Source organism: Pseudomonas sp. BYT-1 (assembly GCF_023611805.1).
Lineage (GTDB): Bacteria > Pseudomonadota > Gammaproteobacteria > Pseudomonadales > Pseudomonadaceae > Aquipseudomonas > Aquipseudomonas guariconensis.
Window position 1 is genome coordinate 5,115,945 of record NZ_CP072559.1, and the last position, 23,707, is coordinate 5,139,651.

The 23,707-nt window shown below is 64.1% G+C and carries 19 protein-coding genes; 9 read left to right on the top strand and 10 right to left on the bottom strand.

The window, feature by feature from the left end; genetic code table 11:
- The first annotated feature begins 21 nt into the window (after nucleotides 1–21).
- Entirely contained in the window at nucleotides 22–909 is an 888-nt protein-coding gene (gene rarD, locus J5X93_RS24020; RefSeq protein WP_090346268.1) for an EamA family transporter RarD, read from the top strand.
- 238 nt (nucleotides 910–1,147) lie between these two features.
- Here rarD and J5X93_RS24025 read toward each other — a convergent pair whose 3' ends face one another.
- Complete coding sequence (locus tag J5X93_RS24025; protein WP_043212645.1) at nucleotides 1,148–1,666, bottom strand: glycine cleavage system transcriptional repressor; 519 nt, start codon at nucleotides 1,664–1,666, stop codon at nucleotides 1,148–1,150.
- A 460-nt stretch (nucleotides 1,667–2,126) separates the two neighbouring features.
- Between J5X93_RS24025 and J5X93_RS24030 the strand changes: the two genes are divergently transcribed.
- Nucleotides 2,127–4,304, top strand: coding sequence for a malate synthase G (locus tag J5X93_RS24030; protein ID WP_250034138.1), 2,178 nt, complete (start codon nucleotides 2,127–2,129; stop codon nucleotides 4,302–4,304).
- Nucleotides 4,305–4,337: 33 nt separating this feature from the next.
- Here J5X93_RS24030 and J5X93_RS24035 read toward each other — a convergent pair whose 3' ends face one another.
- Nucleotides 4,338–4,787: a response regulator gene (locus tag J5X93_RS24035; protein WP_232095199.1), complete on the bottom strand. Its 450-nt coding sequence runs from the start codon at nucleotides 4,785–4,787 to the stop codon at nucleotides 4,338–4,340.
- 214 nt (nucleotides 4,788–5,001) lie between these two features.
- On the opposite strand from J5X93_RS24035, the gene J5X93_RS24040 reads away from it, so the two are divergent.
- From J5X93_RS24040 to J5X93_RS24070, 7 genes are all read left to right on the top strand, one after another.
- Complete coding sequence (locus J5X93_RS24040; protein WP_043212641.1) at nucleotides 5,002–6,939, top strand: DUF294 nucleotidyltransferase-like domain-containing protein; 1,938 nt, start codon at nucleotides 5,002–5,004, stop codon at nucleotides 6,937–6,939.
- Nucleotides 6,936–7,649 carry a 3'-5' exonuclease gene (locus tag J5X93_RS24045; protein ID WP_043212639.1) on the top strand — a complete coding sequence of 238 codons (714 nt, stop codon included), beginning with the start codon at nucleotides 6,936–6,938 and terminating at the stop codon, nucleotides 7,647–7,649. Before J5X93_RS24040 ends, J5X93_RS24045 begins: the two co-directional genes overlap by 4 nt.
- A gap of 198 nt (nucleotides 7,650–7,847) precedes the next feature.
- Nucleotides 7,848–8,366: an RNA polymerase sigma factor gene (locus J5X93_RS24050; RefSeq protein WP_043212637.1), complete on the top strand. Its 519-nt coding sequence runs from the start codon at nucleotides 7,848–7,850 to the stop codon at nucleotides 8,364–8,366.
- Nucleotides 8,363–9,319: a FecR domain-containing protein gene (locus J5X93_RS24055; protein ID WP_043212635.1), complete on the top strand. Its 957-nt coding sequence runs from the start codon at nucleotides 8,363–8,365 to the stop codon at nucleotides 9,317–9,319. The genes J5X93_RS24050 and J5X93_RS24055 overlap by 4 nt, the downstream gene beginning before the upstream one ends.
- Nucleotides 9,320–9,480: 161 nt before the next feature.
- Entirely contained in the window at nucleotides 9,481–11,913 is a 2,433-nt protein-coding gene (locus J5X93_RS24060) for a TonB-dependent siderophore receptor (protein WP_182941932.1), read from the top strand.
- A gap of 83 nt (nucleotides 11,914–11,996) precedes the next feature.
- Nucleotides 11,997–13,109: a PepSY-associated TM helix domain-containing protein gene (locus J5X93_RS24065; protein ID WP_250034141.1), complete on the top strand. Its 1,113-nt coding sequence runs from the start codon at nucleotides 11,997–11,999 to the stop codon at nucleotides 13,107–13,109.
- Nucleotides 13,106–13,285 carry a hypothetical protein gene (locus J5X93_RS24070; protein ID WP_090346288.1) on the top strand — a complete coding sequence of 60 codons (180 nt, stop codon included), beginning with the start codon at nucleotides 13,106–13,108 and terminating at the stop codon, nucleotides 13,283–13,285. The genes J5X93_RS24065 and J5X93_RS24070 overlap by 4 nt, the downstream gene beginning before the upstream one ends.
- Before the next feature lie 90 nt (nucleotides 13,286–13,375).
- On the opposite strand, the gene J5X93_RS24075 is transcribed toward J5X93_RS24070, so the two are convergent.
- The 8 genes from J5X93_RS24075 to glnE all read right to left on the bottom strand — a co-directional run bounded on the left by J5X93_RS24075 (nucleotide 13,376) and on the right by glnE (nucleotide 23,412).
- On the bottom strand, nucleotides 13,376–14,818 hold the full coding sequence (locus J5X93_RS24075) for a lipopolysaccharide kinase InaA family protein (RefSeq protein WP_043212627.1): 1,443 nt from the start codon (nucleotides 14,816–14,818) through the stop codon (nucleotides 13,376–13,378).
- Entirely contained in the window at nucleotides 14,818–15,570 is a 753-nt protein-coding gene (locus J5X93_RS24080; RefSeq protein ID WP_070571974.1) for a lipopolysaccharide kinase InaA family protein, read from the bottom strand. The genes J5X93_RS24075 and J5X93_RS24080 overlap by 1 nt, the downstream gene beginning before the upstream one ends.
- Nucleotides 15,567–16,310 (bottom strand): lipopolysaccharide kinase InaA family protein, encoded by a 744-nt coding sequence (locus J5X93_RS24085; RefSeq protein ID WP_043212623.1) that lies wholly within the window; start codon nucleotides 16,308–16,310, stop codon nucleotides 15,567–15,569. The genes J5X93_RS24080 and J5X93_RS24085 overlap by 4 nt, the downstream gene beginning before the upstream one ends.
- Nucleotides 16,310–17,116 (bottom strand): lipopolysaccharide core heptose(I) kinase RfaP, encoded by an 807-nt coding sequence (gene rfaP / locus J5X93_RS24090; RefSeq protein WP_043212621.1) that lies wholly within the window; start codon nucleotides 17,114–17,116, stop codon nucleotides 16,310–16,312. The genes J5X93_RS24085 and rfaP overlap by 1 nt, the downstream gene beginning before the upstream one ends.
- Nucleotides 17,113–18,237, bottom strand: coding sequence for a glycosyltransferase family 4 protein (locus J5X93_RS24095; RefSeq protein ID WP_043212619.1), 1,125 nt, complete (start codon nucleotides 18,235–18,237; stop codon nucleotides 17,113–17,115). The genes rfaP and J5X93_RS24095 overlap by 4 nt, the downstream gene beginning before the upstream one ends.
- Entirely contained in the window at nucleotides 18,237–19,295 is a 1,059-nt protein-coding gene (waaC, locus tag J5X93_RS24100; protein ID WP_250034145.1) for a lipopolysaccharide heptosyltransferase I, read from the bottom strand. Before waaC ends, J5X93_RS24095 begins: the two co-directional genes overlap by 1 nt.
- Nucleotides 19,296–20,345: a lipopolysaccharide heptosyltransferase II gene (waaF, locus tag J5X93_RS24105; RefSeq protein ID WP_043212615.1), complete on the bottom strand. Its 1,050-nt coding sequence runs from the start codon at nucleotides 20,343–20,345 to the stop codon at nucleotides 19,296–19,298.
- A gap of 133 nt (nucleotides 20,346–20,478) precedes the next feature.
- Nucleotides 20,479–23,412, bottom strand: coding sequence for a bifunctional [glutamate--ammonia ligase]-adenylyl-L-tyrosine phosphorylase/[glutamate--ammonia-ligase] adenylyltransferase (gene glnE / locus J5X93_RS24110; RefSeq protein ID WP_197852584.1), 2,934 nt, complete (start codon nucleotides 23,410–23,412; stop codon nucleotides 20,479–20,481).
- Nucleotides 23,413–23,707: the final 295 nt, after the last annotated feature.

Consider the following 23,707-nt stretch of genomic DNA (forward strand, 5'->3'; position numbering starts at 1 on the left):
TTACCTAAGCAAGGACTCTCCATGCACGCCGCCAACCCGCGCCGCGGGTACATCCTGGGCCTGAGCGCCTACATCATCTGGGGCCTGTTCCCCCTGTACTTCAAAGCCATCCAGAGCGTCCCGGCGGTGGAAATCATCGTCCACCGCGTACTCTGGTCGGCGCTGTTCGGCTCGCTCCTGCTGCTGGTCTGGAAGCACCCGGGCTGGTGGCGCGAACTGCGTGAAAACCCGCGCCGCCTGGGCATCCTGGCCCTGAGCGGGGCGTTGATCGCCGGCAACTGGCTGACCTATGTGTGGTCGGTGAACAACGGACGCATGCTCGAAGCCAGCCTGGGTTACTACATCAACCCCTTGGTGAATGTCCTGCTGGGCATGTTGTTGCTCGGCGAGCGCCTGCGTCGCCTGCAATGGCTGGCGGTGGGCCTGGCGGCGGTGGGTGTGGCCCAGCAGGTGTGGCAAGTCGGCAGCCTGCCGTGGGTGTCGCTGGTGCTGGCATTGTCGTTCGGCTTCTATGGCCTGATCCGCAAACAGGCACCGGTCGCAGCCCTGCCTGGCCTGGTGGTGGAAACCTGGATGCTGGTCCCCCTGGCCGCCGGTTGGCTGCTCCTCAATCCAGAGGCGACCAGCGCCCATGCCAGCTTCTACACCAGCAGCGAAGCCCTCTGGCTGATGGCAGCCGGGCCGGTCACCCTGGTTCCGCTGGTGTGCTTCAACGCCGCCGCACGTCACCTGCCCTACACCACCCTGGGCTTCCTGCAGTACCTGGCGCCGACTCTGGTTCTGCTGCAGGCGGTACTGCTGTTCGGTGAACACCTGTCGTCCAGCACCCTGCTGGCGTTCGTCTTCATCTGGGCAGGCCTGGCCCTTTACAGCGTGGATGCCTGGCTGAGCCTGCGCAAACGCGCCTGATCAAAAAACGAACAACCCGCTGCAAGCCACGTACGACGTGGCCTGCAGCGATGTCTCCAAAGGTTATCCACACCCTCGTCCCCGCGCTTTGTGCACAACGCACTGAAATCTGGACATTTTTTGCTCAAAGCGCCGGAAGCCCTGACAAGCCTGGGCTACAGCGGTGCACCCCCAGGTTATCCACAGCGCCGCCCCCACGAATCTGGGATAACCCTTCCACGGGATTACCCGCCAGCATTCACTCTTCGGGCCGCAACTTCAGCTCGACCATCAGATCATCCGCCAGGCTCTCCAGCCGCCGTTGCAGGTCATCCAGGGATAACGTCAGCGGCAGCGCCAACAATGCATCGGCACAAAACAGCGGCTCGCTGCTCATCGGCGCCGGGCGCACCTCGGTCGTGAAGCGCTCCAGATTCACGCCCTGCTCGGCCAGCAACCGGGTGATATCGCGCACGATCCCGGGCCGGTCGTTGCCCACCAGCTCCATGGCGATCGGTTTCCAGGTGCAGGAAGGCTCGATACCGCTCTCGGCGATCAGCACGCGAATATCGTGGCTGGAAAGCTTTTGCAGGGCCTCCACCAAGTCGTCATAGGACTCGGCCGGCACCGCCACACGCAAAATCCCGGCAAACTGCCCGGCCATCCGCGACATGCGACTCTCCAGCCAGTTACCGTTATGCTCGGCGATGCATTGAGCGATACGCTCGACCTGCCCGGCTTTATCGGGGGCGATCACTGTCAGTACGAGATGGTCCACGGGGCCGCTCCTGAGCTCTGCTGTTAGGTCTAGGACACCGCTGCACGCGGCGAAATACGGGGGCATCGCCTCAGTATAGGCAAGGCGCGGCAACCTGCCGCAGGGCGGTTCGCACAACGAATCGTGTACTGTTTCAAGATTTATCTGGAACAATCCACCTGTTTTTTGCGAACATATCCTCTCCCAGCGTGACCATACGCGACCGATTGGTCGCACAACGACGCTTTTAGTCTGATGTTCACCAGCCTACTGCCTCATGTAGTATGCCTCGGTGCGGACTACAAAACGTCGTTTGGATGTCTGCCAAGGCGCCTGTGAAAATACGCAACCCGCCCGCCAGCCCGTCTGGCGAGCCGCACCCAGCCGCGCTCAGACGAGGGCAAGTACTGGTGCCGTGTTTAGAGAAGCGCTACAGGCTTAATACAGAAGAGCGAAATAGCTGAGCAGAGTGAGGCAAGCAATGACTGGATACGTTCAAGTCGGTGGCCTTCAGGTCGCCAAGGTCCTGTACGACTTCGTCAACGACGAAGCCATTCCAGGGACCGGCATCGTCGCCGAGCAGTTCTGGGCCGGTGCGGAAAAGATCATCAATGACCTCGCTCCAAAGAACAAAGCCCTGCTCGCCAAGCGCGACGAACTGCAAGCCAAGATCGATGCCTGGCACCAGGCACGCAAAGGCCAGGCCCATGACGCCGTGGCCTACAAGAGCTTCCTCCAGGAAATCGGCTACCTGCTGCCACAAGCCGACGATTTCCAGGCCACCACCGAGAACGTGGACGAAGAAATCGCCCACATGGCCGGCCCACAGCTGGTCGTGCCGGTAATGAATGCCCGCTTCGCCCTCAACGCCGCCAACGCTCGTTGGGGTTCGTTGTACGACGCACTCTATGGCACCGACGCCATCAGCGACGAAGGCGGTGCCGAGAAAGGCCAAGGCTACAACCCGGTCCGCGGCAACAAGGTCATTGCCTTCGGTCGCGCCTTCCTCGACGAAGCCGCGCCCCTGGCGGCCGGCTCCCACGTCGACTCCACCGGCTATCGCATCGACGGTGGCAAGCTGATCGTCGCCCTCAAGGGCGGCAGCAACAGCGGCCTACGCGATGACGCTCAGCTGATCGGTTTCCGTGGTGATGCCAGCGCCCCGACCGCCATCTTGCTCAAGCACAACGGCCTGCACTTCGAAATCCAGTTCGATGCCAGCACCCCGGTCGGCAGCACCGACGCAGCCGGCGTGAAGGACATCCTGATGGAATCGGCTCTGACCACCATCATGGACTGCGAAGACTCCGTCGCCGCGGTCGATGCCGACGACAAGGTCGTGGTCTATCGCAACTGGCTGGGCCTGATGAAAGGCGACCTGTCCGAAAGCGTGACCAAAGGCGGCAAGACCTTCACCCGCACCATGAACCCTGACCGTGAGTACACCGCAGCCGCCGGTGGCACCGTCACCCTGCACGGTCGTTCGCTGCTGTTCGTGCGCAACGTCGGTCACTTGATGACCAACCCGGCGATCCTCGACGCCCAAGGCAACGAGATTCCCGAAGGTATCCAGGACGGTCTGTTCACCAACCTGATCGCCCTGCACAACCTCAAGGGCAATACCACCCGCAAGAACACCCGCACCGGCAGCGTCTACATCGTCAAGCCGAAGATGCACGGTCCGGAGGAAGTGGCCTTCGCCGCCGAGATCTTCAGCCGCGTCGAAGACCTGCTGGGCATGAAGCGCAACACCGTCAAAGTCGGCATCATGGACGAGGAGCGCCGTACCACGGTCAACCTCAAATCCTGCATCAAGGCTGCCGCCGAGCGCGTGGTATTCATCAACACCGGCTTCCTCGACCGTACCGGTGATGAAATCCACACCTCCATGGAAGCCGGTGCCGTGGTGCGCAAAGGCGCCATGAAGAACGAGAAGTGGATCGGCGCCTACGAAAACAACAACGTCGACATCGGCTTGGCCACCGGTTTGCAAGGTCGCGCCCAGATCGGCAAGGGCATGTGGGCCATGCCGGACCTGATGGCCGCCATGCTCGAGCAGAAGATCGCTCACCCACTGGCCGGCGCCAACACCGCTTGGGTACCGTCGCCGACCGCCGCCACCCTGCACGCCCTGCACTACCACAAGGTCAACGTGCAGGAGCGTCAGCGCGAGCTGGCCAAGCGCACACCGGCTTCGGTGGACGACATCCTGACCATTCCGCTGGCGACCGACACCAACTGGTCGGAAGAAGAAATCCGCAACGAGCTGGACAACAATGCCCAGGGCATCCTGGGTTACGTGGTCCGCTGGATCGACCAGGGCGTAGGCTGCTCCAAGGTGCCGGACATCAACGATGTCGGTCTGATGGAAGACCGCGCCACCCTGCGTATCTCCGCCCAGCTGCTGGCCAACTGGCTGCGCCATGGCATCGTCAGCCAGGAGCAGATTCTGGAAAGCTTCAAGCGCATGGCGGCGGTGGTCGACAAGCAGAACGCCGGCGACGCCCTGTACCGCCCGATGGCACCGAACTTCGATGACAACATCGCGTTCCAGGCCGCTATCGAGCTGGTCATCGAAGGCGCCAAGCAGCCGAACGGCTACACCGAGCCGGTGCTGCACCGTCGTCGCCGCGAGTTCAAGGCACGCAACGGGCTGTAAAACCTTTTGGGGCCGCTCTGCGGCCCCAATGCTTTATTCGATTCCCAGTTCCTTTCTCACCAGCTCCAGCAACCTGTCCAGGTCCACTGGCTTGAGCAGGAAATCCACCACCCCAAGGTGCATCACGTCCACCGCCTCCTTCACATCGGTGTCGCCCGACACCACGATGATCGAAAGCGCCGCACACTGCGATTCACGCACCTGCCGAATCAGTTCCAGCCCGTCCTTGGGCTCCATGCGCAGGTCGGTGATCATCAGGCCGATGTTGGCCCTGCGCTTGAGCAGGCTCAGCGCCGCCTGGGCACCGTCAGCAGTGATGCAGTCGATTCCCTTGGACTTGAGGTAAAGACACAACGCTTCACGGTTCGCGACATCATCGTCCACGACCAGCACCCGTTGCGCAGGCGCAGCCGGAGCGGTCAGCGTGGCCAATGCCTCGCGCTCGTCGTCACTGAGGATGTCGTCATGCTCGGCCATGTTCATCTCGTCAAAAAAATCCCGTTCTAAGAGTTCAGACCGCAAAACAACGCTATGCAAGGCACCTTTCGTCGTCTATTTGACACCCAGGCGCCTGCCAGGCGGGGCGTGCCGTGCCTTATAGACTTACGTCCAATGGGCACCGCAAGGCCAGCGGCCGACCATGGAGCCTTAGAACAACAGGGCCTGCGCCTAGTGCCCCCTAAATGCGGTCAGTTCCATGAGCAAGAAGGACGCCTACAGCCAGGCCGGCAGAACGGCAGTGCTGCAGAACATCCAGGGTACCCTGCAGTTCCTGCAGCGCTTCCCGCCGTTCAATCAGATGGAGCCCAGCCACCTGGCCTACCTGGTGGAGCAATGCCAGCTGCGCTTCTACGCCAGCGGCGAGAGCATCATCAAACCGGCCGACGGCCCGGTCGAACACTTCTACATCGTCAAGCAAGGCCGAGTGGTCGGCGAGCGCCAGCACGTCACCAAGCCGGGCATGGAAACCACCTTCGAGATCGCCAGTGGCGAGTGCTTTCCCCTGGCAGCGCTGCTGGGCGAGCGGGCCACGCGCACCGAGCACCTGGCCGGTGAGGACACCTTCTGCCTGCAACTGGACAAGAGCGCGTTCATCCGCGTGTTCTCGTTGTCCGAGCCATTTCGCGATTTCGCCTTGCGTGGCGTCAGCAGCCTGCTCGACCAGGTCAACCAGCAAGTACGCCAGCGCGCCGTGGAAACCCTGGGGACCCAGTATTCCCTCAATACGCCGCTAGGCGAGCTGGCCATGCGTCACCCGGTGGTGTGCACACCGGACACCCCTTTGCGCGAAGCCGTGGGGCTGATGCACGAACAGCAGGTCGGCAGCATCGTCATCGTCGATCCACAGCGCTTCCCCCTTGGCATCTTCACCCTGCGCGACCTGCGCCAGGTAGTGGCCGACGCCAGCGCCGAACTGACCGCGCCGATCGAGCGCTACATGACCGCCCAGCCGTTCTACCTCAGCCCCCAGGCCAGCGCCTTCGACGCCGCCATGGCCATGACCGAACGGCATATCGCCCACGTCTGCCTGGTGGATAACCAACGCTTGTGCGGCGTAGTGTCCGAGCGGGACCTGTTCTCCTTGCAACGGGTCGACCTGGTGCACCTGGCCCGCACCATTCGCCACGCCCCACGCCTGGAGAACCTGGTATCGCTGCGCGGCGAGATCGGCCAACTGGTCGAACGCATGCTTGCCCACGGCGCCTCTTCGACGCAGATCACCCAGATCATTACCCTGCTCAACGACCATACCGTGTGCCGGGTAATCGAGCTGGCCCTGGCCGAGCGCGGCGATCCGGGCGTGCCGTTCAGCTGGCTGTGCTTTGGCAGCGAAGGCCGCCGCGAGCAGACCCTGCACACCGACCAGGACAACGGCATTCTCTTCGAAGCCAATGACGCCGCCGAGGCCGAGGCGATTCGCGCCCGACTGCTGCCACTTGCCCAGTACATCAATCAGTGCCTGGCCCAGTGCGGCTTCACCCTGTGCAAAGGCAATGTCATGGCCGGCAATCCCGAGTTGTGCCTGTCGCGCAGCGAATGGGCGCGCCGCTTCGCCGGTTTCATCCGTGAGGCCAGCCCCGAAAACCTGCTGGGTTCGAGCATCTATTTCGACCTGCGGGTGGTCTGGGGCGACGAACAGGGCTGCGAACAACTGCGCCGCGGTATTCTCGAGCAGGTCGCTGACAACCGTATCTTCCAGCGCATGATGGCCGACAACGCCCTGCGCCAACGCCCGCCGGTAGGCCGCCTGCGCGAGTTCGTGCTGACCCGTCAGGGCAACGACAAGGCCGCGACCCTCGACCTCAAGGTCCAGGGACTGACCCCCTTCGTCGATGGCGCACGCCTGCTGGCGCTGGCCAATGGCATCAAGGCCTGCAATACCCTGGAACGTCTGCGCCACCTGGTAGCCCGGGGCATCATCGAGCCACTGGATGGCGCCGCCTACGAGGAGGCCTACCACTTCATCCAGCAGACCCGCATGCAGCAGCACCAGCGCCAAAGCCGTGACAACCTGCCCTACTCCAACCGGCTCGACCCGGACAGCCTTAACCACTTGGACCGACGCATCCTGCGTGAGTCCCTGCGCCAGGCTCAGCGCCTGCAAAGCAGCCTGGCCCTGCGGTATCAGTTATGAGCTTGTTCGCCTGGCTGCGACCGACCCAGCCGTCGCTGGACGCCGACTTGTGCCAGCGCATTGCGCGTCTACCCAAGACCGCGCCGACACTGGGCGTGCTGTCGTTGCGCGAGCAGCGCTGGGTGGTGCTGGACCTGGAGACCAGCGGGCTGAACGTCAACCGTGACCAGGTGCTGTCGATCGGCGCGGTCGCCATCGAGGATGGCGCCATCGATTTCCGCCAACAGTTCGAGCGCACCCTGCACCGCCCGGCGCAGAAGACCAACCCCAGCGTCCTGATTCATGGCCTGGGCCCCAGCGCCCTGGCCGCTGGCTGCGACCCGGCCACTGCACTGCTCGACTTGCTGGAATTCATTGGCGACAGTCCCGTGCTGGCGTTTCACGCCCCCTTCGATCAGCGCATGCTGGCTCGCGCCCTGAAGGACAGCCTCGGCTATCGTCTGCAGCATCACTTCTTCGATGTGGCCGACATGGCCCCGATGCTCAACCCCGATACCGTGCTGCGCGAAGCCAGCCTGGACGATTGGATCGCCCGCTTCGGCCTGCAGGCAGAAGAACGCCATCACGCCAGCGCCGATGCCCTGGTCACAGCCGAACTGGCCCTCATCCTGCTCAGCCAGGCCCGCCGCCAGCAGCTCGACAGCCCCCTGCAGTTGAACCTGCGCCTGCAGCAGTGGCGCCGGCGTAAGACCCAGCAATACAGCTTGTAGCCCCTACATCGCTCGCGTCTGCTCGTGCGCGGATGGACCCGCTCCCTTGGCTCGCAGGCCCCAGGGGAGCCTGACCTCCTGTGTGGAGGCAAACCCGCCTTCACAATCCGATCAGCGTCAATTGCACCGGGCACCTCCGCTCTGCCACAATCGCGAATAATTATCGTTAGTTAACGCATTCTTTTCGGGGGACGCTTCTTGTCGTCTGCGCAGAGCCCACATGCCCAGCTGGTCGGTACGCTGTACCGCGACCATCGCACCTGGCTGCTGGCCTGGCTGCAACGCAGCACAGCCTGCCGCCAGCGTGCCGAAGACCTGAGCCAGGACACCTTCGTGCGCCTGCTCGGTCGGGAGCAGCTCGACGTTCCGCGCGAGCCCCGTGCCTTTCTGGTCGCCGTGGCCAAGGGCCTGCTGTTCGACCACTTCCGCCGTGCGGCTCTGGAGCAGGCCTACCTGACCGAGCTGGCCAGCCGGCCCGAGGCCGAGCAGCCTTCCCCAGAAATCCAGCACCTGATCCTCGAAGACCTCAAGGCCATCGACCGGCTCCTGGGCAAGCTGTCGAGCAAGGCGCGGGCGGCCTTCCTGCACAATCGCCTCGATGGCATGGGCCATGCCGAAATCGCCGAGCGCTTGGGCGTGTCGGTCTCACGGGTGCGCCAGTACATCGCCCAAGGCATGCGCCAGTGCTACGTGGCGCTCTATGGAGAGCCGACGTGAACACCAAGCCCGTATCGGCCAAAGTGCTGGACGCCGCCATTGCCTGGAAACTGAGCCTCGATGGCGGCGACGGCACCGCAGATGAACGCATCGAGTTCATGCGCTGGCATGCCGCCAGTGAGGAACATGCCCGTGCCTGGCAGCAACTGGGCATGCTCGATCAGCGCGTCAGTGCCGCGGCAGGCCCGGCACGCAAAGCCCTGGTGCAATCGCGAGCAAGTTTGCGCCAGCGGCTGGGCAGGTTCGGTGGCGGCCTGGCTGGTTTGCTGCTGGTAGGCGCACTGCTGATCGGTGTTGGTGCACCTTCGTTGTCGCCGGGCTACTGGCTGGCCGACCAGCGCACCGGCACCGGCGAGCTGCGCACCCTGCGCCTCGAAGACGGCACCGTGCTGAGCCTCAATACCAGCACTGCGGTAGACATCGACTTTACCGGCACGCAGCGGGTCATCGTCCTGCACCAAGGCGAGATTTCCGTCGAAACCGGCCATAGGGATGCCCGTCCGTTGCTGGTGCGTACCGATGATGGCCGCCTGCGACCGCTGGGAACGCGATTTCTGGTCAAGCGCGAAGGCGACGGCACCCGCCTGGAGGTGCTCAAGTCCCAGGTAGCGGCCAGGCCACTGAACAGCAGCGATGAGCAGGTCCTGCGCGAAGGCCAGCAGGTACTGATGACCGCCGACGGTCTTGGCCAGGTCGACCCCGTCGCGGTCGGTGCCGATGCCTGGACCCGCGGCATGCTGGTCGTGGACAACGTACGCCTGGCCGATCTGGTCGCCACGCTCGCCCACTACCGCAACGGCCACCTGGGGGTTGCCGCCGAAGTGGCCGATCTGCGTGTGAGCGGCAGCTTCCCGCTGACCGACACCGACCTGGCCCTGGCATCGCTCACCCCGGCGTTACCGGTGAAGATCGAGCTGCATACGCCATGGTGGGTGACCGTCACCGCCAAATAGACTCACGACACTCAGTCTCCCTGCTTGGGAACTGGCCAAGCCTACGAGGGGCTGCGAAACAGCCCCAGTCCCCTTGCGCATTTTTTCCATCACCCTCTGTCACTTTTCACATCTCGCTCGGCAAGGAAGCAATCAGCACTTATTCGTCGAGGAGCCGCTGCATGTCCCGTGCCGTAGATTCTTTCCTGCGCCCTAGCCTGATGGCCCTGGCCGTTGCTCTGGCCATCCCGCTGGGCAGCCCTGCCGTGCAGGCCGCCGAACAGACGGCTCTGCGTACCTACGATCTGCCCAGCGCACCGCTGGCCAGCACCCTGAACCAGATCGCCAGCCAGGCCGGTATCGCTCTGGCGTTGGATCCGGCGCTGGTCGATGGCCGCACCTCGGCCCGGGTCAGCGGCCAGTACGACGCCTTGGGCGCCCTGCATGCAGCGCTGCGCGGCACAGGCTTGCAACTGCAGCAAAGCAGCGTTGGCAGCTACAGCCTGGTGGCCACCCCCGACGGCACCCTGGCACTTCCGGAAACCGCCATCCATGCCAGCGGCGACTTGGAGACGGCCTGGGGCCCAGTAGAAGGCTATACCGCCACCCGCACCGCCGCAGGCACCAAGACCGATACGGCACTTGTCGAAGTCCCCCGTTCCATCTCCGTCGCGACCCGTCAGCAGATGAATGACCGGGGCGTGCACAGCCTCGACGATGCCGTGCGCTACATGCCAGGGATCGTTTCGGCGAGTTTCGGCAGTGATACACGGTACGACTGGATGCTCGTGCGCGGCTTCGAGCCGACCCAGTTCCTCGACGGACTGCCACTGCCTCGTGGCGTCTACGCCAACCCCAAAGCCGAGACCTGGAACCTGGACCGTCTGGCGCTGCTACGCGGCCCGTCCTCTTCGATCTACGGGCAGACTCCACCCGGCGGCCTCTTGGACATGGTCAGCCGCCGCCCGCAGGCCGAAAGCGCCCATGAAATCGAACTGCAGTACGGCAGCGATAACCACCGACAGATCAACTTCGCCAGCACCGGCAAGATCGATGACCAGGGTCAGTTCCTGTACAGCCTGAGCGGGGTGCTGCGCGACGGCGGCACCCAGATCGACCACATCGACGACAAGCGCTACAACATTGCCCCTAGCCTGACCTGGAACATCGACGAAGACACTTCGCTGACCTTTCTGTCTCAGTTCACCCGCGACGATACCGGCGTCACGAGCCAGTTCCGCCCGATCCAGGGCACCAAGATCGACATGCCGTTCGGCAAGATCTCGCATCACAAGAACCTAGGCGACCCAAACTACGAGTTCTACGACCGCACCTATTACGCATTGGGCTATGCCTTCGAGCACCGCTTCAACGATGTCTGGCAGTTCCGACAGAACCTGCGCTACACCAAGTCGGACCTGGCTTTCCAAACGATTACGGTCAGCAGCTACAACCCCACCAACCCGCCGGTGGACAACCAAGGCAACACCAGCCGCATGTCCACCAATGTCGATGAGGACATCAGCCAGTTCGCCGTCGACAACAACTTCCAGGGCAACTTCGACACCGGCGACATCAGCCATACCCTGTTGATCGGCCTGGATCACCAGCGCACCAACACCAACTACCTGGCGATCTACGGCTTCAACGTGCCCGACACCAACGTCAACAACCCGGTGTATGGGCTGCCGATCACCCGCCCGCCCCGCGCCGACGCCTATTACGACTACAACCAGAAAACCCGCCAGACGGGCCTGTATGTCCAGGACCAGATGGCCCTGGACAACTGGCGCTTGACCATTGGCGGGCGTGAGGACTGGGTGCACACCGGCACTAAGTACTTCAACGACAATGACGCGACCACTACCCAGCGCGACAAGAAATTCAGTGGCAACGCCGCCATCAGCTACGTGTTCGACTCAGGCTTTGTTCCCTACCTGTCCTACGCCGAATCCTTCCAGCCGACCAGTGATCCAAGCCCTAAAGCCACGGAGTCGTTCAAGCCGACCGAAGGCCAGCAGTGGGAACTTGGCATCAAGTACCAACCTCCTGGTTCCAACACCCTGCTCTCCGCCGCGATCTATGACCTGACCCAGAAGAACGTCTCGGTCACCGACACTGTCGCAAACGTGACCGTCACCAGCCAGACCGGCGAAGTGAAAGTCCGTGGTCTGGAGCTCGAGGCCGTCTCCGACGTCAACGAGAACCTGAAGGTGATCGCCGCCTATACCCTGGCCAAATCCGAAGTGCAGGACGGCCTCTACAAAGGCAATCGCCTGCAGCGGATGCCGAACCAGCAAGCCTCGCTGTGGGCCGACTACACCTGGCACACCGGCGTGCTCGATGGCTTCGGTATCGGTGCCGGTGCGCGCTACACCGGCAATACCTATGGCGACCAGGCCAACACCTACCTGGGCAAGGCCGACGCCTACACCGTGTTCGATGCCGCCGTGCACTACGACCTGGGACGTCTCGACAACAGCCTGAAGGGCGCATCGGTGGCCATCAACGCCACCAACCTGTTGGACAAGGACTACATCTCCACCTGCGATGCGTACTACTGCTATTTCGGAGACCAACGCAGCGTCGTCGCCAGTGCCACCTACAAATGGTGATGGCCTGACGTCATTCGCTCATCGATCAAGCCGTCCCCGGAAGACGGCTTTTGGTCTTTCCGGACGCAGAGAAGCAACATGAAATGAAAAGCTCAACCATCCGCCGCTGGTCCTTCATCCACACCTGGACCAGCCTGGTCTGCACCCTGTTCCTGATGCTGCTGGCCCTCACCGGCCTGCCACTGATCTTCCACCACGAACTCGAGCACCTGCTCGGCGATGCCCCCGAACTGCGCCAGATGCCCGAGGGCACGCCGCACCTGGACCTGCAGCACCTGGTGCTCAAGGCCCAGGCCCATCGTCCTGGCGAGGTGGTGCAGTACTTCGGCTACGACAAGGACGAACCTGACGGCGTGGTTGCCATAACGGCTGCCACCGCTGGCACCGAACCCGATGCCTCGCACACCTTCATGCTCGACGCCCGCACGGGTGAAGCGGTGGCGATGCCTGCGGCCAACGGCGGGCTGATGATGACCCTGCTACGCCTGCATGTAGACATGTTCGCCGGCCTGCCCGGCAAGCTGCTGCTGGCGTTCATGGGGGTGTTGTTCGTGGTGGCGATCATCTCCGGCACCGTGCTCTACGCCCCCTTCATGCGCCGCCTGGGGTTCGCCACGGTGCGCCATGATCGCTCGCACCGCCTTCGCTGGCTCGACCTGCACAACCTGATCGGCATCGTCACCCTGACCTGGGCCTTGGTGGTCGGTGTCACCGGGGTGATCAGCGCCCTCTCCGATGTGGTCATCGCCGCCTGGCGCAACGACAGCCTGGCAGCGATGGTCGCCCCTTACCGGGACGCACCACCGCTCACCGAGCGCGCACCGGCCAGCCGTCTGCTGGACATCGCTGCCGAGGCGACGCCTGGCATGCGGGCGGACTTCATCGCCTTCCCCGGCACGCGCTTTTCCAGTGAGCACCACTACGCGGTGTTCATGAAAGGCGCCACCCACCTGACCTCCCACACGTGGACCCCGGTGCTGATCGACGCTCGCACACTATCAGTCACTGCCATCGGTGATCGGCCTTGGTACATGGATGCCATGGGGCTGTCGCAGCCACTGCATTTCGGCGACTACGGCGGGCGTCCCATGCAGATCCTCTGGGCGGTGCTCGACGTGCTGACAATTGTCGTGCTGGGCAGCGGCCTTTACCTGTGGTGGGCCAAGCAGCGCAAGGGTCGGGAGGTGACGGCATGAGCCACAGGTCGCAATCGACCCGGCGAATCTTCGCCTGGCCGGCGCTCATCGCCGTTCTGGGCGCGGCAGGGCTGTTTGCCGCGTTATTGGGAGATGGCGGGTGGGACGTGTTGTCCTGGGTGGGATTGGGCGTGCCCGCGGTGCTGGGGCTGCGAGGGCTGAGCGGCCGCGCCTGAATACCGTGGAATTGGGCACCGTCGTCCCCCGACAGGGCCTGAGTCGCCACCCAGAGCCCTGTCGTGCCTGTCGGCCGCGCGGTGTCCGGGCTACTGATCGATGCGCGGCAACAGCGCATCCAGCCGCTGGTGCAACGCGCTGCCGCTTGGCCAGTTGCGCAACATCCGCGCCCGGTCACGGGCATAGGCTGGTGCGAAGCTGAGCTGGGTGGCGTGCTGGCACATGGCATCCAGGTCGATCAGCGACCACTGGCCGTCCTGCCAGAACAGATTGTGTCCTTTGAAATCGCCATGGCTGATGCGCTCGCGAATCAGCTGCTGCATCAGGTGCACCAACGCCTGCACCTGTTCCTCAGGCGCCTCGCCGCTCTCGACGTACGGCTGGAAACACTCGATCAGATCCGGCCCATCGGCATACTCGGTGACCAAAAAGGCTCGGCTGCGCAGGCCCATGACCCGCTGCTCCAGCACCGCCAGCGGCCGCGGCGTGGCGATGTCGAGAAACTCGAGACGGTGCCCTTCGATCCAGGAGTGCCAGGCGCGGCTGGGGCGCCAGAAGCGCTTGAACCAGTGAGCGGTGTTCTTGATGTTGTAGCGCTTGAGCACCAACGTGCGGCCATCGACCTCGATACGCGCCACGCTGGCTGCACCGCCGGTCTTGTACAGATGCCCCGCATCGATCAACGCATCGGCGTTCTGCAGCACCGACAGCATGGCCGGCACTTCGGCGCGACGAATCGCGCGCAGGCCCGAGAGGCTGCGCTCGACGCTGAACAGCGTGCACTCGCGCCCGGCCTTTTCCAGGTAATCCTTCAAGCGCCAGTTGCGCACCTTGTCGATCTGCTTCTGCAAGGCTTCCAACGGCAGGGCATGTTCGGCATTGGCCAACAAGTAATGGACCAGCAGCTCTTCGATGAAAGGCTCCAGGCGCTTGGGCAACTGGGCGAAGAACACGCCGAGGTTTTCCAGCACACGCTGGCGCGACAGTTGCTGGCCCGGGGTCTCGGCCTTGATGCCGCCCCCGTCGATCAAGTACAGCTGACCGCCATGACGCAGCAGGTTGTCCAGGTGCAGGTCTTCTTGCCACAGGCCCTTGGCGTGCATGTGCGCCACAGCGGCGAGCGCTTCGCCCAGCACCTGCTGCTGCTCGTCGGCCAGCACCGGCAGGTTCTCCACCGCTGCCCAAGCGTCGCCCAAGCTCTGGGCGCCTTCGAGTAACTCGAACAGCAACCAGCCGCCTTCGCCTTCCTTCAGGCCATCTGCCAACAACTGGGGTGTCGTCAGGCCTTGTGCGGCAAGCAACTTCACACCTTCGAGTTCGCGCTGGAAGTGTCGGGCGGCATTGCCACCGACCAACAGCTTGGCCAACACCGGCGTGCCACGCCAGATGCCGGCGCCGACATAGCGTTGCCCCGGCAGCACGCGCAGCAGACTGAGCAATTGCAGGTCCGCGCTGCCGGCCGCATCGGCCAGCGTCACGCTCAGCGGTAACGACGGGCTGCGCCCGGCGCTTTTGAGTTCAGACAAACGCATCAACGCGCCTCCTTTTCACGGCGACGACGCACCAAGCGTTGCAACCAAGTATCGACCAGGCTGCTGTCGCCAGGCTGCTCGAGGTAGGCCGCCAGCAGGCTGCGTACGTCCGCCTCGCCCCAGACGCGGGCACGGCGCAGCAAGGGTTCCAGGTCCTTGAGCCGGTCACGCATGCCCATTAACAGCGGGCGGGTCTTCTCCAGGTCGATCAACTGGGCCTGCCAGCCTTCGCGACGCTCACGCAGGAAGATGTGCTTGGGGTAGAAACAGCCGTGCACCTGGCCTGCCGCGTGCAGGGTGCGGGCCAGCTGGCCGCAAGCCTTGAGGATACCCTCGCGCTGCCCGGCTGCCAGTTGCGGCCACTGGGCCAGCAGGCTATCCAGATCGCGCCAGTCATCCAGTGCTCGGGTCATGAGAATGGCGCGGTGCTGGCCGTTGCCCTTGCGTTCACCATAGAACACCGCCTGCAAGGCGGGAATCCTGAGCTTTTGGTAACGGCTGATATTGCGGAACTCACGGGCGAAGGTCGGCTCGCCAAACGGCCGATGCAGGGTCCGCGTGAGGTAGTTGCTCTGGCGCTTGAGGTAGAAGCCCTTGCCCTCGAGCTCCAGGCGAAACACGCTGCTCCAACCGCCACGGCCGGTGTTGGGCTCGTCCACGGCGTCGAGCTGCAGCGCCCACAGCGCCTCGAAGTCATTTAGCCCGTGACGTTGCAGCAACGCCTCGTCGGCACTGGCCAGGTAATCGGTCATTCCCTTCCCTCGAAGAAGCTCACCACCTCACGGATCCGTCGCTTGTCCCTGGAATCCAGGCGCTGGTGACCGCGGTACTGCAGGTAAAAGCGCAGGCGTTGGGTTGCCGACAGGTGGTATTTGGCGACCTTGTCCAGGCACGCCAGGTCCTTGATCAGGCGGTGACGCAACATCAGGGCACGGCAACCGCGCCAGAAGTCGCCGGTCGGGCAGTCAATGAAGAACAGCGTCGCCTTGTCGTCCACCAGCAGGTTGCGCCACTTCAGATCGTTGTGGGCGAAGTTGTGATCGTGCATGACCCGGGTATGCCTGGCCAGTTGACGGCTGACATGGTCGACCCAGGTGCGGTCGGCCAGGCGCGGGTCCTTGCGTTCGGCCAGGGCGGACAGATCCTCGGTATTGGGCAGTTCGCGGGTGATCATCGCACCGCGGCCAAAACCCAGGCCGTTGCGTTCCAGGCCCCAGGCCACCACTTCGGCGGTGGGGATCCCCCATTTGGCAAATTGCTTGAGGTTCTGCCACTCGGCCTTGATGCGCGGCCGCCCCACGTAGCGACGCAGGGCCTTGCCGGCACCGGTGTAGCGTTTGACGTAATAGTTGACCCCATCCCGCTCGATGCGCACCACTTCGCTGAGCGGGTCACGGGTGAGGCGTTCACCTTGAAGGGCGAACACCGCATCGAGACTGCCGAAATCCGCCGCCAGGCCTTCGTAGCCTGGTGCCAGTGTCCAACCCGCCATCAGAGCGCATCCCCATAGCGTTGCTTGCGATCGTAGAGTTTCTGCGCCTTGCGCTCGAGCCAGGCGAGCAGGGCGGCCTCATCGGCCAACACCTGGCGCAACGGGCGCTGGAAGTATCCACGCAAGAAGCGCAGCTTGTCGCGGCGCGTCAGGCCGATGTCCAGGGCCGAGAAATACAAGGCAGCCAGGTCCTTGTCGCGCCAGCGGCGGGTGATCTTGTCACGGGTCTGGGCCCGGTGCAGGTCGATTACCGACAGCTTGAAATCTTCCGGCGTCACCGGTCGATCGGTGTGCAGCAGGAAGTGGCAGATGTAGCAGTCGCGGTGGTTGACCCCGGCACGGTGCATGCCGCCGGTCATCTTCGCCACCTCGGCGATCAGGGCCCATTTCAGACGTGCCTGGGGCGGTTGCTTGACCCAGTCGATGCTGAAGTCTTCCAGGCTGATGGTCGGTGCCAGCTCTTCGGTGACGATGAACGAATGCTGACTCGCCGGGTTGCTGCCGCGCTCGCCGTAGGCCACGGCGGTCATGGTCGGCACGCCGGCTTGGTGTAGACGCTGGATGGCGCGCCACTCCTGGCCGGCGCCGAGGACAGGCAGCTTGGCGCTGAACAGGTTCTTGAAGATCTCGCCCCAGCCGATGCCGCGGTGGATCTTGACGAAGTACCCCTCGCCCTCGACCTCGGTACGCAGCGTGCGGCGGCCTTCCAGTTCACGGAACACCTCGCCCTGCAGGGCCTCCACGGCCTCGAAGGGATCGCGCCCTGCCCACAGGCGCTTGAACGGCTCGGCCAGTATCAGCTTCATGCCTGCTCCTGCCCGAGGATCACGTCGGCGGCGTGCTGCGGCATGCTGTAAAGGTCCGCGGTATCGGCGAAGGCCAGCCCGTTGCGCGCCCAGGCGGCACGCGCCTGGCCGTCTTCGAGCATGCGTTGCAGGTAGCGGTTGAGCTGCTCCTGCTCGAACGGCTCGTCCAGCACCAGGCCGCTGTCGGCCTCGGCAATGTAATGGGCATAGCCGCACACTTGGGAAACCAGCACCGGCAAGCCGGCCACCAGGGCCTCCAGCAGCACGGTGCCGGTGTTTTCGTTATAGGCCGGGTGGATCAGCAGATCGGCCCCGAGCAGGAAGCGCGGGATATCGCTGCGCCCCTTGAGGAACTGCACCTGCTCGCCCAGGCCCAGCGTGGCGCTCTGCAACTGGAACACCTTCGGATCGTCCTGGCCGATGACCATCAGCCGGGTGCGTTTGCGCAGCGCCGAGGGTAACGCTGCAAGCGCCTTGAGGCTGCGGTCCACGCCTTTGGTCTTGAAGCCCGAGCCGATCTGCACCAACAGCAGATCGTCCTCGCCCAGCCCGAACTCCTTGCGAAACTGCGCGCGGATCGCCTCGGCGTCGGCCGGGCGGCGGCGGTCCTGGGAAATCCCCGGCGGCAATAGGTGGAAGCGCTCAAGCGGGGTGCCGTAGTGCTTGATGAACAGCGGCTGCTGCACCTCGGAGATCATCAGCACCTCGGTGCGGGCGTCCTTGGCGAACACGGCGCGCTCGTACTCGGCAAAATGCCGGTAGCGGCCCCAGCGGCGGTACAGGCCGCCACGCAGGGTCTGGGCCTTGTCCTCGAAGCAGCCGTCGGCGGCGTAGTAGACGTCCAGCCCAGGCATCTTGTTGAAACCGATCAGGCGATCGACTGGGCGCTTGGCCAAGTCCGCGGCCATCCAGGCACTGAGCTTCTCGTTGCGGCGGTGATTGAACAGTGCCTTGACCGGCGCCACCAGCACCTCGAAGCCCGGCGGAATGTCGCCTTCCCAGATCAACGTGTAGACACGGATCTGGTGGCCCCGCTTCTGGCACTCCAAGGCAATGCGCATGAAATCGCGCTGCAGCCCGCCGAAGGGGAAATATTTGTAAAGCACGAAAGCCAGTTGCATCAACGAACATCCTCAGCCAGCAGCAGCGCGCTCAAGCGGCTCGCCACATGCTCGGGATTCAGGCGAGTGAAGCACAGTGGCCACTCGCGTTTGAGATCGAACCGGCGCAGGTCCTCGGCGCTCGGTTTGTAGGTGCACTTCTTCTGCAGGCAGGGCGCGCAGGGGAAGTCGCTGGCCTGATGGACCTGCACACGCCCGTAGGCGCCGGTCAGGCCAGGGTTGGTTGGGCCGAACAGGGAGATGGTCGGCACATCCAGTGCCGCCGCCAGATGGCCCAAGCCGGTATCCACCGCCACGCAGGCCTTGGCCGCCGCCAGTACGCGGGCGACACCTGCCAGGTTCAACTTGGGCAGGACTTGGCAATTCTTCAAGCCCTGGGCGATACGCTCGGCGCGGGCTTTCTCGGCCGGGTTACCCCACGGCAGGCGAACCTGCAGATTGCGCCGCCCAAGGCGCTCGGCCAGTTCGCGCCAATAGGCCTCAGGCCAGTGCTTGGTGGCCCAGGTGGTGCCATGCAGGAACACCACGTATGGCGCGGCAGGCGGCAGTTGCAGACGATCCAGGTCCAGGCCATAGCGGCCGATGCCTTCGGGCAGGTCATAGGCCAGGGCCAGGGCGAACAGTTGACGCACCCGCTCCACGGCATGCTGGCCGACGGCGACCGACAACCGTCGGTCATAGAAGCGGCTGGCCCAGCCTTCGCGCGCGGAGTAGCGGTCGAGCCCAGCCACCGGCGCCTTCACGTAGCGCGTCAGCCAGGCCGATTTGACCAGCCCCTGGGCGTCGATCACCAAGTCGTACTTTTGCGCGCGCAGACGCTGCTTGAACGCCTTCCATTCGCCGCTCTTGATCGTCTGCCAGAGATTCTTGCGCCAGCGCCGGATGGCCACCGGAATGACCTGGTCGACCGCCGGGTGCCAGCTGGGGATCTCGGCGAAACCTTCCTCCACCACCCAGTCGAAGCGGATACCAGGAAGAGCGTGCGCGGCGTCGGTGACCGCGGGCAGCGTGTGGATCACGTCGCCCAGCGAAGATGTCTTGATGATCAGGACCCGCACTTAGTCGACCTCGGCCAGGACATCGATCAGGTTCGGTCCGCCCAGGTGCGTGAGCGCGGCAATCACTTTGCCGGGCTCGAGCAGACGCAGGCAGTTGTAGTGACCGAAGCGGCAGGTGCGATCGAAGCAAGGACTGCATTCGATGCCCAGGCGCACGATCTCAACCTGTTCGGCCAAAGGCGGGGTGAAGCCCGGCGAGGTGGAGCCGTAGACGGCCACCAGCGGGCGATTCAAGGCGGCGGCCACGTGCATCAGCCCGGAGTCGTTGGACACCACGGCATCGGCGCAGGACAACAGGTCGATGGCCTCGGCCAGGGACGTGTCCCCTGCAAGGTTGTAGGACTCCTCGCGCAACCCTGGAATCAGCCGATCTCGGATCGCCTCACCCACTGGGTGGTCGTTCTTCGAGCCGAACAGCCACACCTGCCAGCCCTGACGGATCATCGCGTCAGCGACCTCGGCATAGTGCTCGGCCGGCCAGCGCTTGGCCTCGCCGAACTCGGCGCCAGGGCACAGCGCCAGCACCGGTCGATCAAGCGCCAGGCCGAACTTGGCCAGCGCGGCGTCACGGCTCTGCGCTTCGATCCGCAGGCTTGGGCGTGGATAGGGCTGTGGCAGCTCGGCCCCTGGCGCATAGGCCAGGGCCATGAAGCGCTCGATCATCAGCGGATAGCGGGTTTTGTCCAGCTTGCGCACATCGTTGAGCAGGCCGAAGCGCATTTCGCCGCGCCAGCCGGTGCGTTTGGGGATGCCAGCGAAAAACGGTACCAATGCCGATTTCAGCGAGTTAGGCAGGAGGATCGCCTGGTCATACTGACCCGCCAGGGATTTGCCGATGCGCCGGCGCGTGGCCAGCTCCAGCGCGCCATGGCCGAGCGGGAAGCTCAGGGCTTGGCGCACCTCGGGCATGCGCTCGAGGATCGGCCGGCTCCACTCGGGCGCCAGCACGTCGATCACGCATTCGGGGTGCTGCTGTTTCAGGCACTGGAACAAGGTCTGCGCCATCACCATGTCGCCGACCCAGCTGGGCCCAATGATCAGTATTCTCATGCTTAGTCCAGAAACGCTCGGGGAGGCTCAGCGTTGGCCTGGCCTCCCCTCTTTATATTCAGGCTATGTGGCGGACAGTGTAACACCCAGGCATTTCTACCGCTGATCGCCCCTACAGGGCTGGCGGAGGGCCTCAGGTCAGCCCGAGCTCGCTCCAGATCCGCCGCACCTGGCGACGCTGATCGGCAAACTGACCGGCATCGACGACCCCGGCTTGCTTCTGCAGGGCCTGGCGGTGCGAGGCCGAGCGGAACGCCTTGTATACCTCGCGCAGCAGCACCGCATCGTCGGCCGGCATCAGCCCAGCCTGCTCCAGCTCCTCGAGAATGCGGATGTTGTCGGTCCAGCGCAGCAGGGCCGGGTGGTCGTGGGACCAGGCCAAAGCGGCGTATTGCACCATAAATTCGATATCCACGATACCGCCGGCATCCTGCTTGATATCGAAGGGCATGCCGGCCTCGAACGCATTGGCGGCAGTGCCGGCGGCGGTGCTCTTGGTGCCAAGGTTGTCGCGCATCTTGGCGCGCATCTCGCTCACTTCCTGGCGCAGTTTGTCCAACTCGCGCGGCTTGCCCAGCACCCGGGCGCGCACGTCCTCGAACGCCGCCGCGACCTGCTTGCAGCCCACCAGCACTCGCGCCCGCACCAGAGCCTGGTGCTCCCAGGTCCAGGCCTCGCCCTGCTGGTAGCGCTCGAAGGCACCCACGGAACTGACCAGCAGCCCCGAGGCGCCGGAAGGACGCAGGCGCATGTCCACGTCATAGAGCTGACCGGAGTTGGTCTGGGTAGTCAGCATATGAATGATGCGTTGCCCCAACCGGGTGAAGAATTGCGCGCCGTCGATGGGTTTGGCGCCGTCGGTTTCGCCCTGGGGATCGCCATCGTGGATGAACACCAGGTCCAGGTCCGAGCCATGCCCCAGCTCGATGCCGCCGACCTTGCCGTAGCCGACGATGATGAAACCCGGATCGCACAGGCTGCCATCGCTGCGCTTGGGCTGGCCGTGACGGGCCACCGTCTGGCGCCAGGCCAGGGCCAGCACCTGATCGAGGATCGCCTCGGCCAGCCAGGTCAGGTAGTCGCTGACTTTCATCAGGGGCAGGTTGCCGGTGATCTCCGAGGCGGCTACCCGCAGACTGTGGGCCAGCTTGAAGTGACGCAAAGCCTCCATTTGCTGCTCCAGATCGTCCTCGGGAATGCGCGTCAGGCGCTCGCGCAGCTCGCAGGCCAACTCCGGCGCCAGGGGCGGGCTGAACAGCCGGCCTTCATTGAGCAGTTCGTCGAGCAGCAACGGGTAGCGGGCAATCTGTTCGGCGATCCACGGGCTAGCCGCGCACAGCGTCAGCAACCGGCGCAAAGCACCTGGGTTCTCGGTCAGCAGCACCAGGTAGGCCGAACGTCGCGCCACCGCCTCGACCAGCGGCAACACGCGCTCCAGGACCAGGTCCGGGTCATCGTGCTCCACAGCCTGGGCGAGCAGGCGCGGAATGAAGGCGTCCAGGCGCTCGCGACCGATACGCTGCATGGAGCGCAGCGACGGACTGGAGCGCAGCAACGCCAGGCGACGCAAGGCCTCGGCGGGCTGCTTGAAGCCGGCTTCCTCCAACTGACGGCAGGCGGCCTCTTCATCCTGGGCCTGCTCCCACAGCGGCGACCATTCGCCACCGACGACCAGCTCGCCCTCGCCTTCCTCGTCGTCGGGGTCGGCGATCACCTGGCGGAAATGCCAGTCGATCCGGCCACGCCAGTGCATGAGCTGGTCATGGAAGCTCTGCCAGTCGGCAAAGCCCAGGATAAACGCCACGCGCTCGCGATCCTTTTCGTCCTCCGGCAACATCTGGGTCTGGCGGTCGGCGATGGCCTGGATCGCATGCTCGGTATAACGCAGGAACTCATAGCCCTCACGCAACTCGGCCACCACCGCCGGCGGCAGGTAGCCCTGGCCTTCGAGGGTCGCCAGCACCTTGAGCAGTGGCCGCTGCTGCAGGCTCAGGTCGCGCCCGCCGTGGATCAACTGGAACGCCTGGGCGATGAACTCCACTTCGCGGATACCGCCCGCGCCGAGCTTGATGTTCTCCGACATGCCCTTGCGCCGCACTTCCTGCTGGATCAGCTGCTTCATGGTGCGCAGCGCCTCGATGGCCGAGAAATCCAGGTAACGCCGGTAGACGAACGGGCGCAGCATATTCTGCAGCTGGGCGCCGGCCACCTGGTCGCCGGCCACAACCCGTGCCTTGATCATGGCGTAGCGTTCCCAATCACGCCCTTGGTCCTGGTAGTACTGCTCCAGGGCATTGAACGACAACGTCAGGGCACCGGCCGAGCCGTAGGGGCGCAGGCGCATGTCGACACGGAACACGAAACCATCGACGGTCACTGGATCCAGCGCCTTGATCAGACGCTGGCCCAGACGGGTGAAGAACTCCTGGTTGTCCAGCGAGCGCTTGACCCCTTCGGTCTCGCCGCCCTCGGGAAAGGCGAAGATCAGATCGATGTCCGAAGACAGGTTCAGCTCCACCGCGCCCAGCTTGCCCATGCCCAGCACCACCATGTGCTGCGCCTGGCCGCTGCGGTTGCCGATGGGCGTACCGAACTGCTGGCAATGGCGCGGATACAACCATTGGTAGGCCTGGTCGATGGAGGCGTCGGCCAGGTCGGAAAGGTCGCGGCAGGTTTCTTCCAGCGCGGCCTGGCGGGTGATGTCGCGCCAAATGATGCGCACCTGCTGGCGGTTGCGCTCGCGACGCAGGTTGCGCGCAAGCTCCTCCTCGCTCTGCGCCGCTTCGGCAGCGGCGGCGATGCGCGCGCGCAGCTCGCCAGGGGCGAAAGGCCGCTCCAGTTCACCGCTAGCCTGCAGCGTAAAGAGCATGGCCGGCTCGCGCAGGGCCACTTCCAAAACGAAGTCGCTGACTGCAGCCACTTGATCGAACGCATGGCGCTGGGCGGAGCTCCAGGCATCGAAGTCCAGACCCTCGATACCCGCGATGGCCTCACGCAGGGATTGTTGGTTACGGACGACCAGCGGTTGCAGGACGGCGGGCAGATCGAGCGGCAAAGGCAGGCGCATGGTCTATCCTTGATCGGCGTGAGTGGGAGGGGTAGAGGCGGCCGAGGGGATGCCGAATGACGGTTGGACTGTCATACAAAAGTTGGAAATAGCTGAAATAAACGAATCATTGGTAAAAAACATCAAGATTCACCCAATCAAAGCCCAGTCCAAACCTACGGGAACGTTTTTCCCCACAACCCGGCATGCGACAAAATGCCGCTTTTCTGTAGTTTTACTACTACCCCGGCTGTTCAAAAGCATGAAATGCCAAACCATTTGTAGTAAAACTACACGGCGCCGGATGACTGTCCGG

Bases quoted from the DNA above. Each gene is read 5' to 3' on its own strand.
- rarD (WP_090346268.1), top strand. From the start codon at position 22: ATGCACGCCGCCAACCCGCGCCGCGGGTACATCCTGGGCCTGAGCGCC.
- J5X93_RS24030 (WP_250034138.1), top strand. From the start codon at position 2,127: ATGACTGGATACGTTCAAGTCGGTGGCCTTCAGGTCGCCAAGGTCCTG.
- J5X93_RS24035 (WP_232095199.1), bottom strand. From the start codon at position 4,787: ATGAACATGGCCGAGCATGACGACATCCTCAGTGACGACGAGCGCGAG.
- J5X93_RS24040 (WP_043212641.1), top strand. From the start codon at position 5,002: ATGAGCAAGAAGGACGCCTACAGCCAGGCCGGCAGAACGGCAGTGCTG.
- J5X93_RS24045 (WP_043212639.1), top strand. From the start codon at position 6,936: ATGAGCTTGTTCGCCTGGCTGCGACCGACCCAGCCGTCGCTGGACGCC.
- J5X93_RS24060 (WP_182941932.1), top strand. From the start codon at position 9,481: ATGTCCCGTGCCGTAGATTCTTTCCTGCGCCCTAGCCTGATGGCCCTG.
- J5X93_RS24065 (WP_250034141.1), top strand. From the start codon at position 11,997: ATGAAAAGCTCAACCATCCGCCGCTGGTCCTTCATCCACACCTGGACC.
- J5X93_RS24070 (WP_090346288.1), top strand. From the start codon at position 13,106: ATGAGCCACAGGTCGCAATCGACCCGGCGAATCTTCGCCTGGCCGGCG.
- J5X93_RS24075 (WP_043212627.1), bottom strand. From the start codon at position 14,818: ATGCGTTTGTCTGAACTCAAAAGCGCCGGGCGCAGCCCGTCGTTACCG.
- J5X93_RS24080 (WP_070571974.1), bottom strand. From the start codon at position 15,570: ATGACCGATTACCTGGCCAGTGCCGACGAGGCGTTGCTGCAACGTCAC.
- J5X93_RS24085 (WP_043212623.1), bottom strand. From the start codon at position 16,310: ATGGCGGGTTGGACACTGGCACCAGGCTACGAAGGCCTGGCGGCGGAT.
- rfaP (WP_043212621.1), bottom strand. From the start codon at position 17,116: ATGAAGCTGATACTGGCCGAGCCGTTCAAGCGCCTGTGGGCAGGGCGC.
- J5X93_RS24095 (WP_043212619.1), bottom strand. From the start codon at position 18,237: ATGCAACTGGCTTTCGTGCTTTACAAATATTTCCCCTTCGGCGGGCTG.
- waaF (WP_043212615.1), bottom strand. From the start codon at position 20,345: ATGAGAATACTGATCATTGGGCCCAGCTGGGTCGGCGACATGGTGATG.
- glnE (WP_197852584.1), bottom strand. From the start codon at position 23,412: ATGCGCCTGCCTTTGCCGCTCGATCTGCCCGCCGTCCTGCAACCGCTG.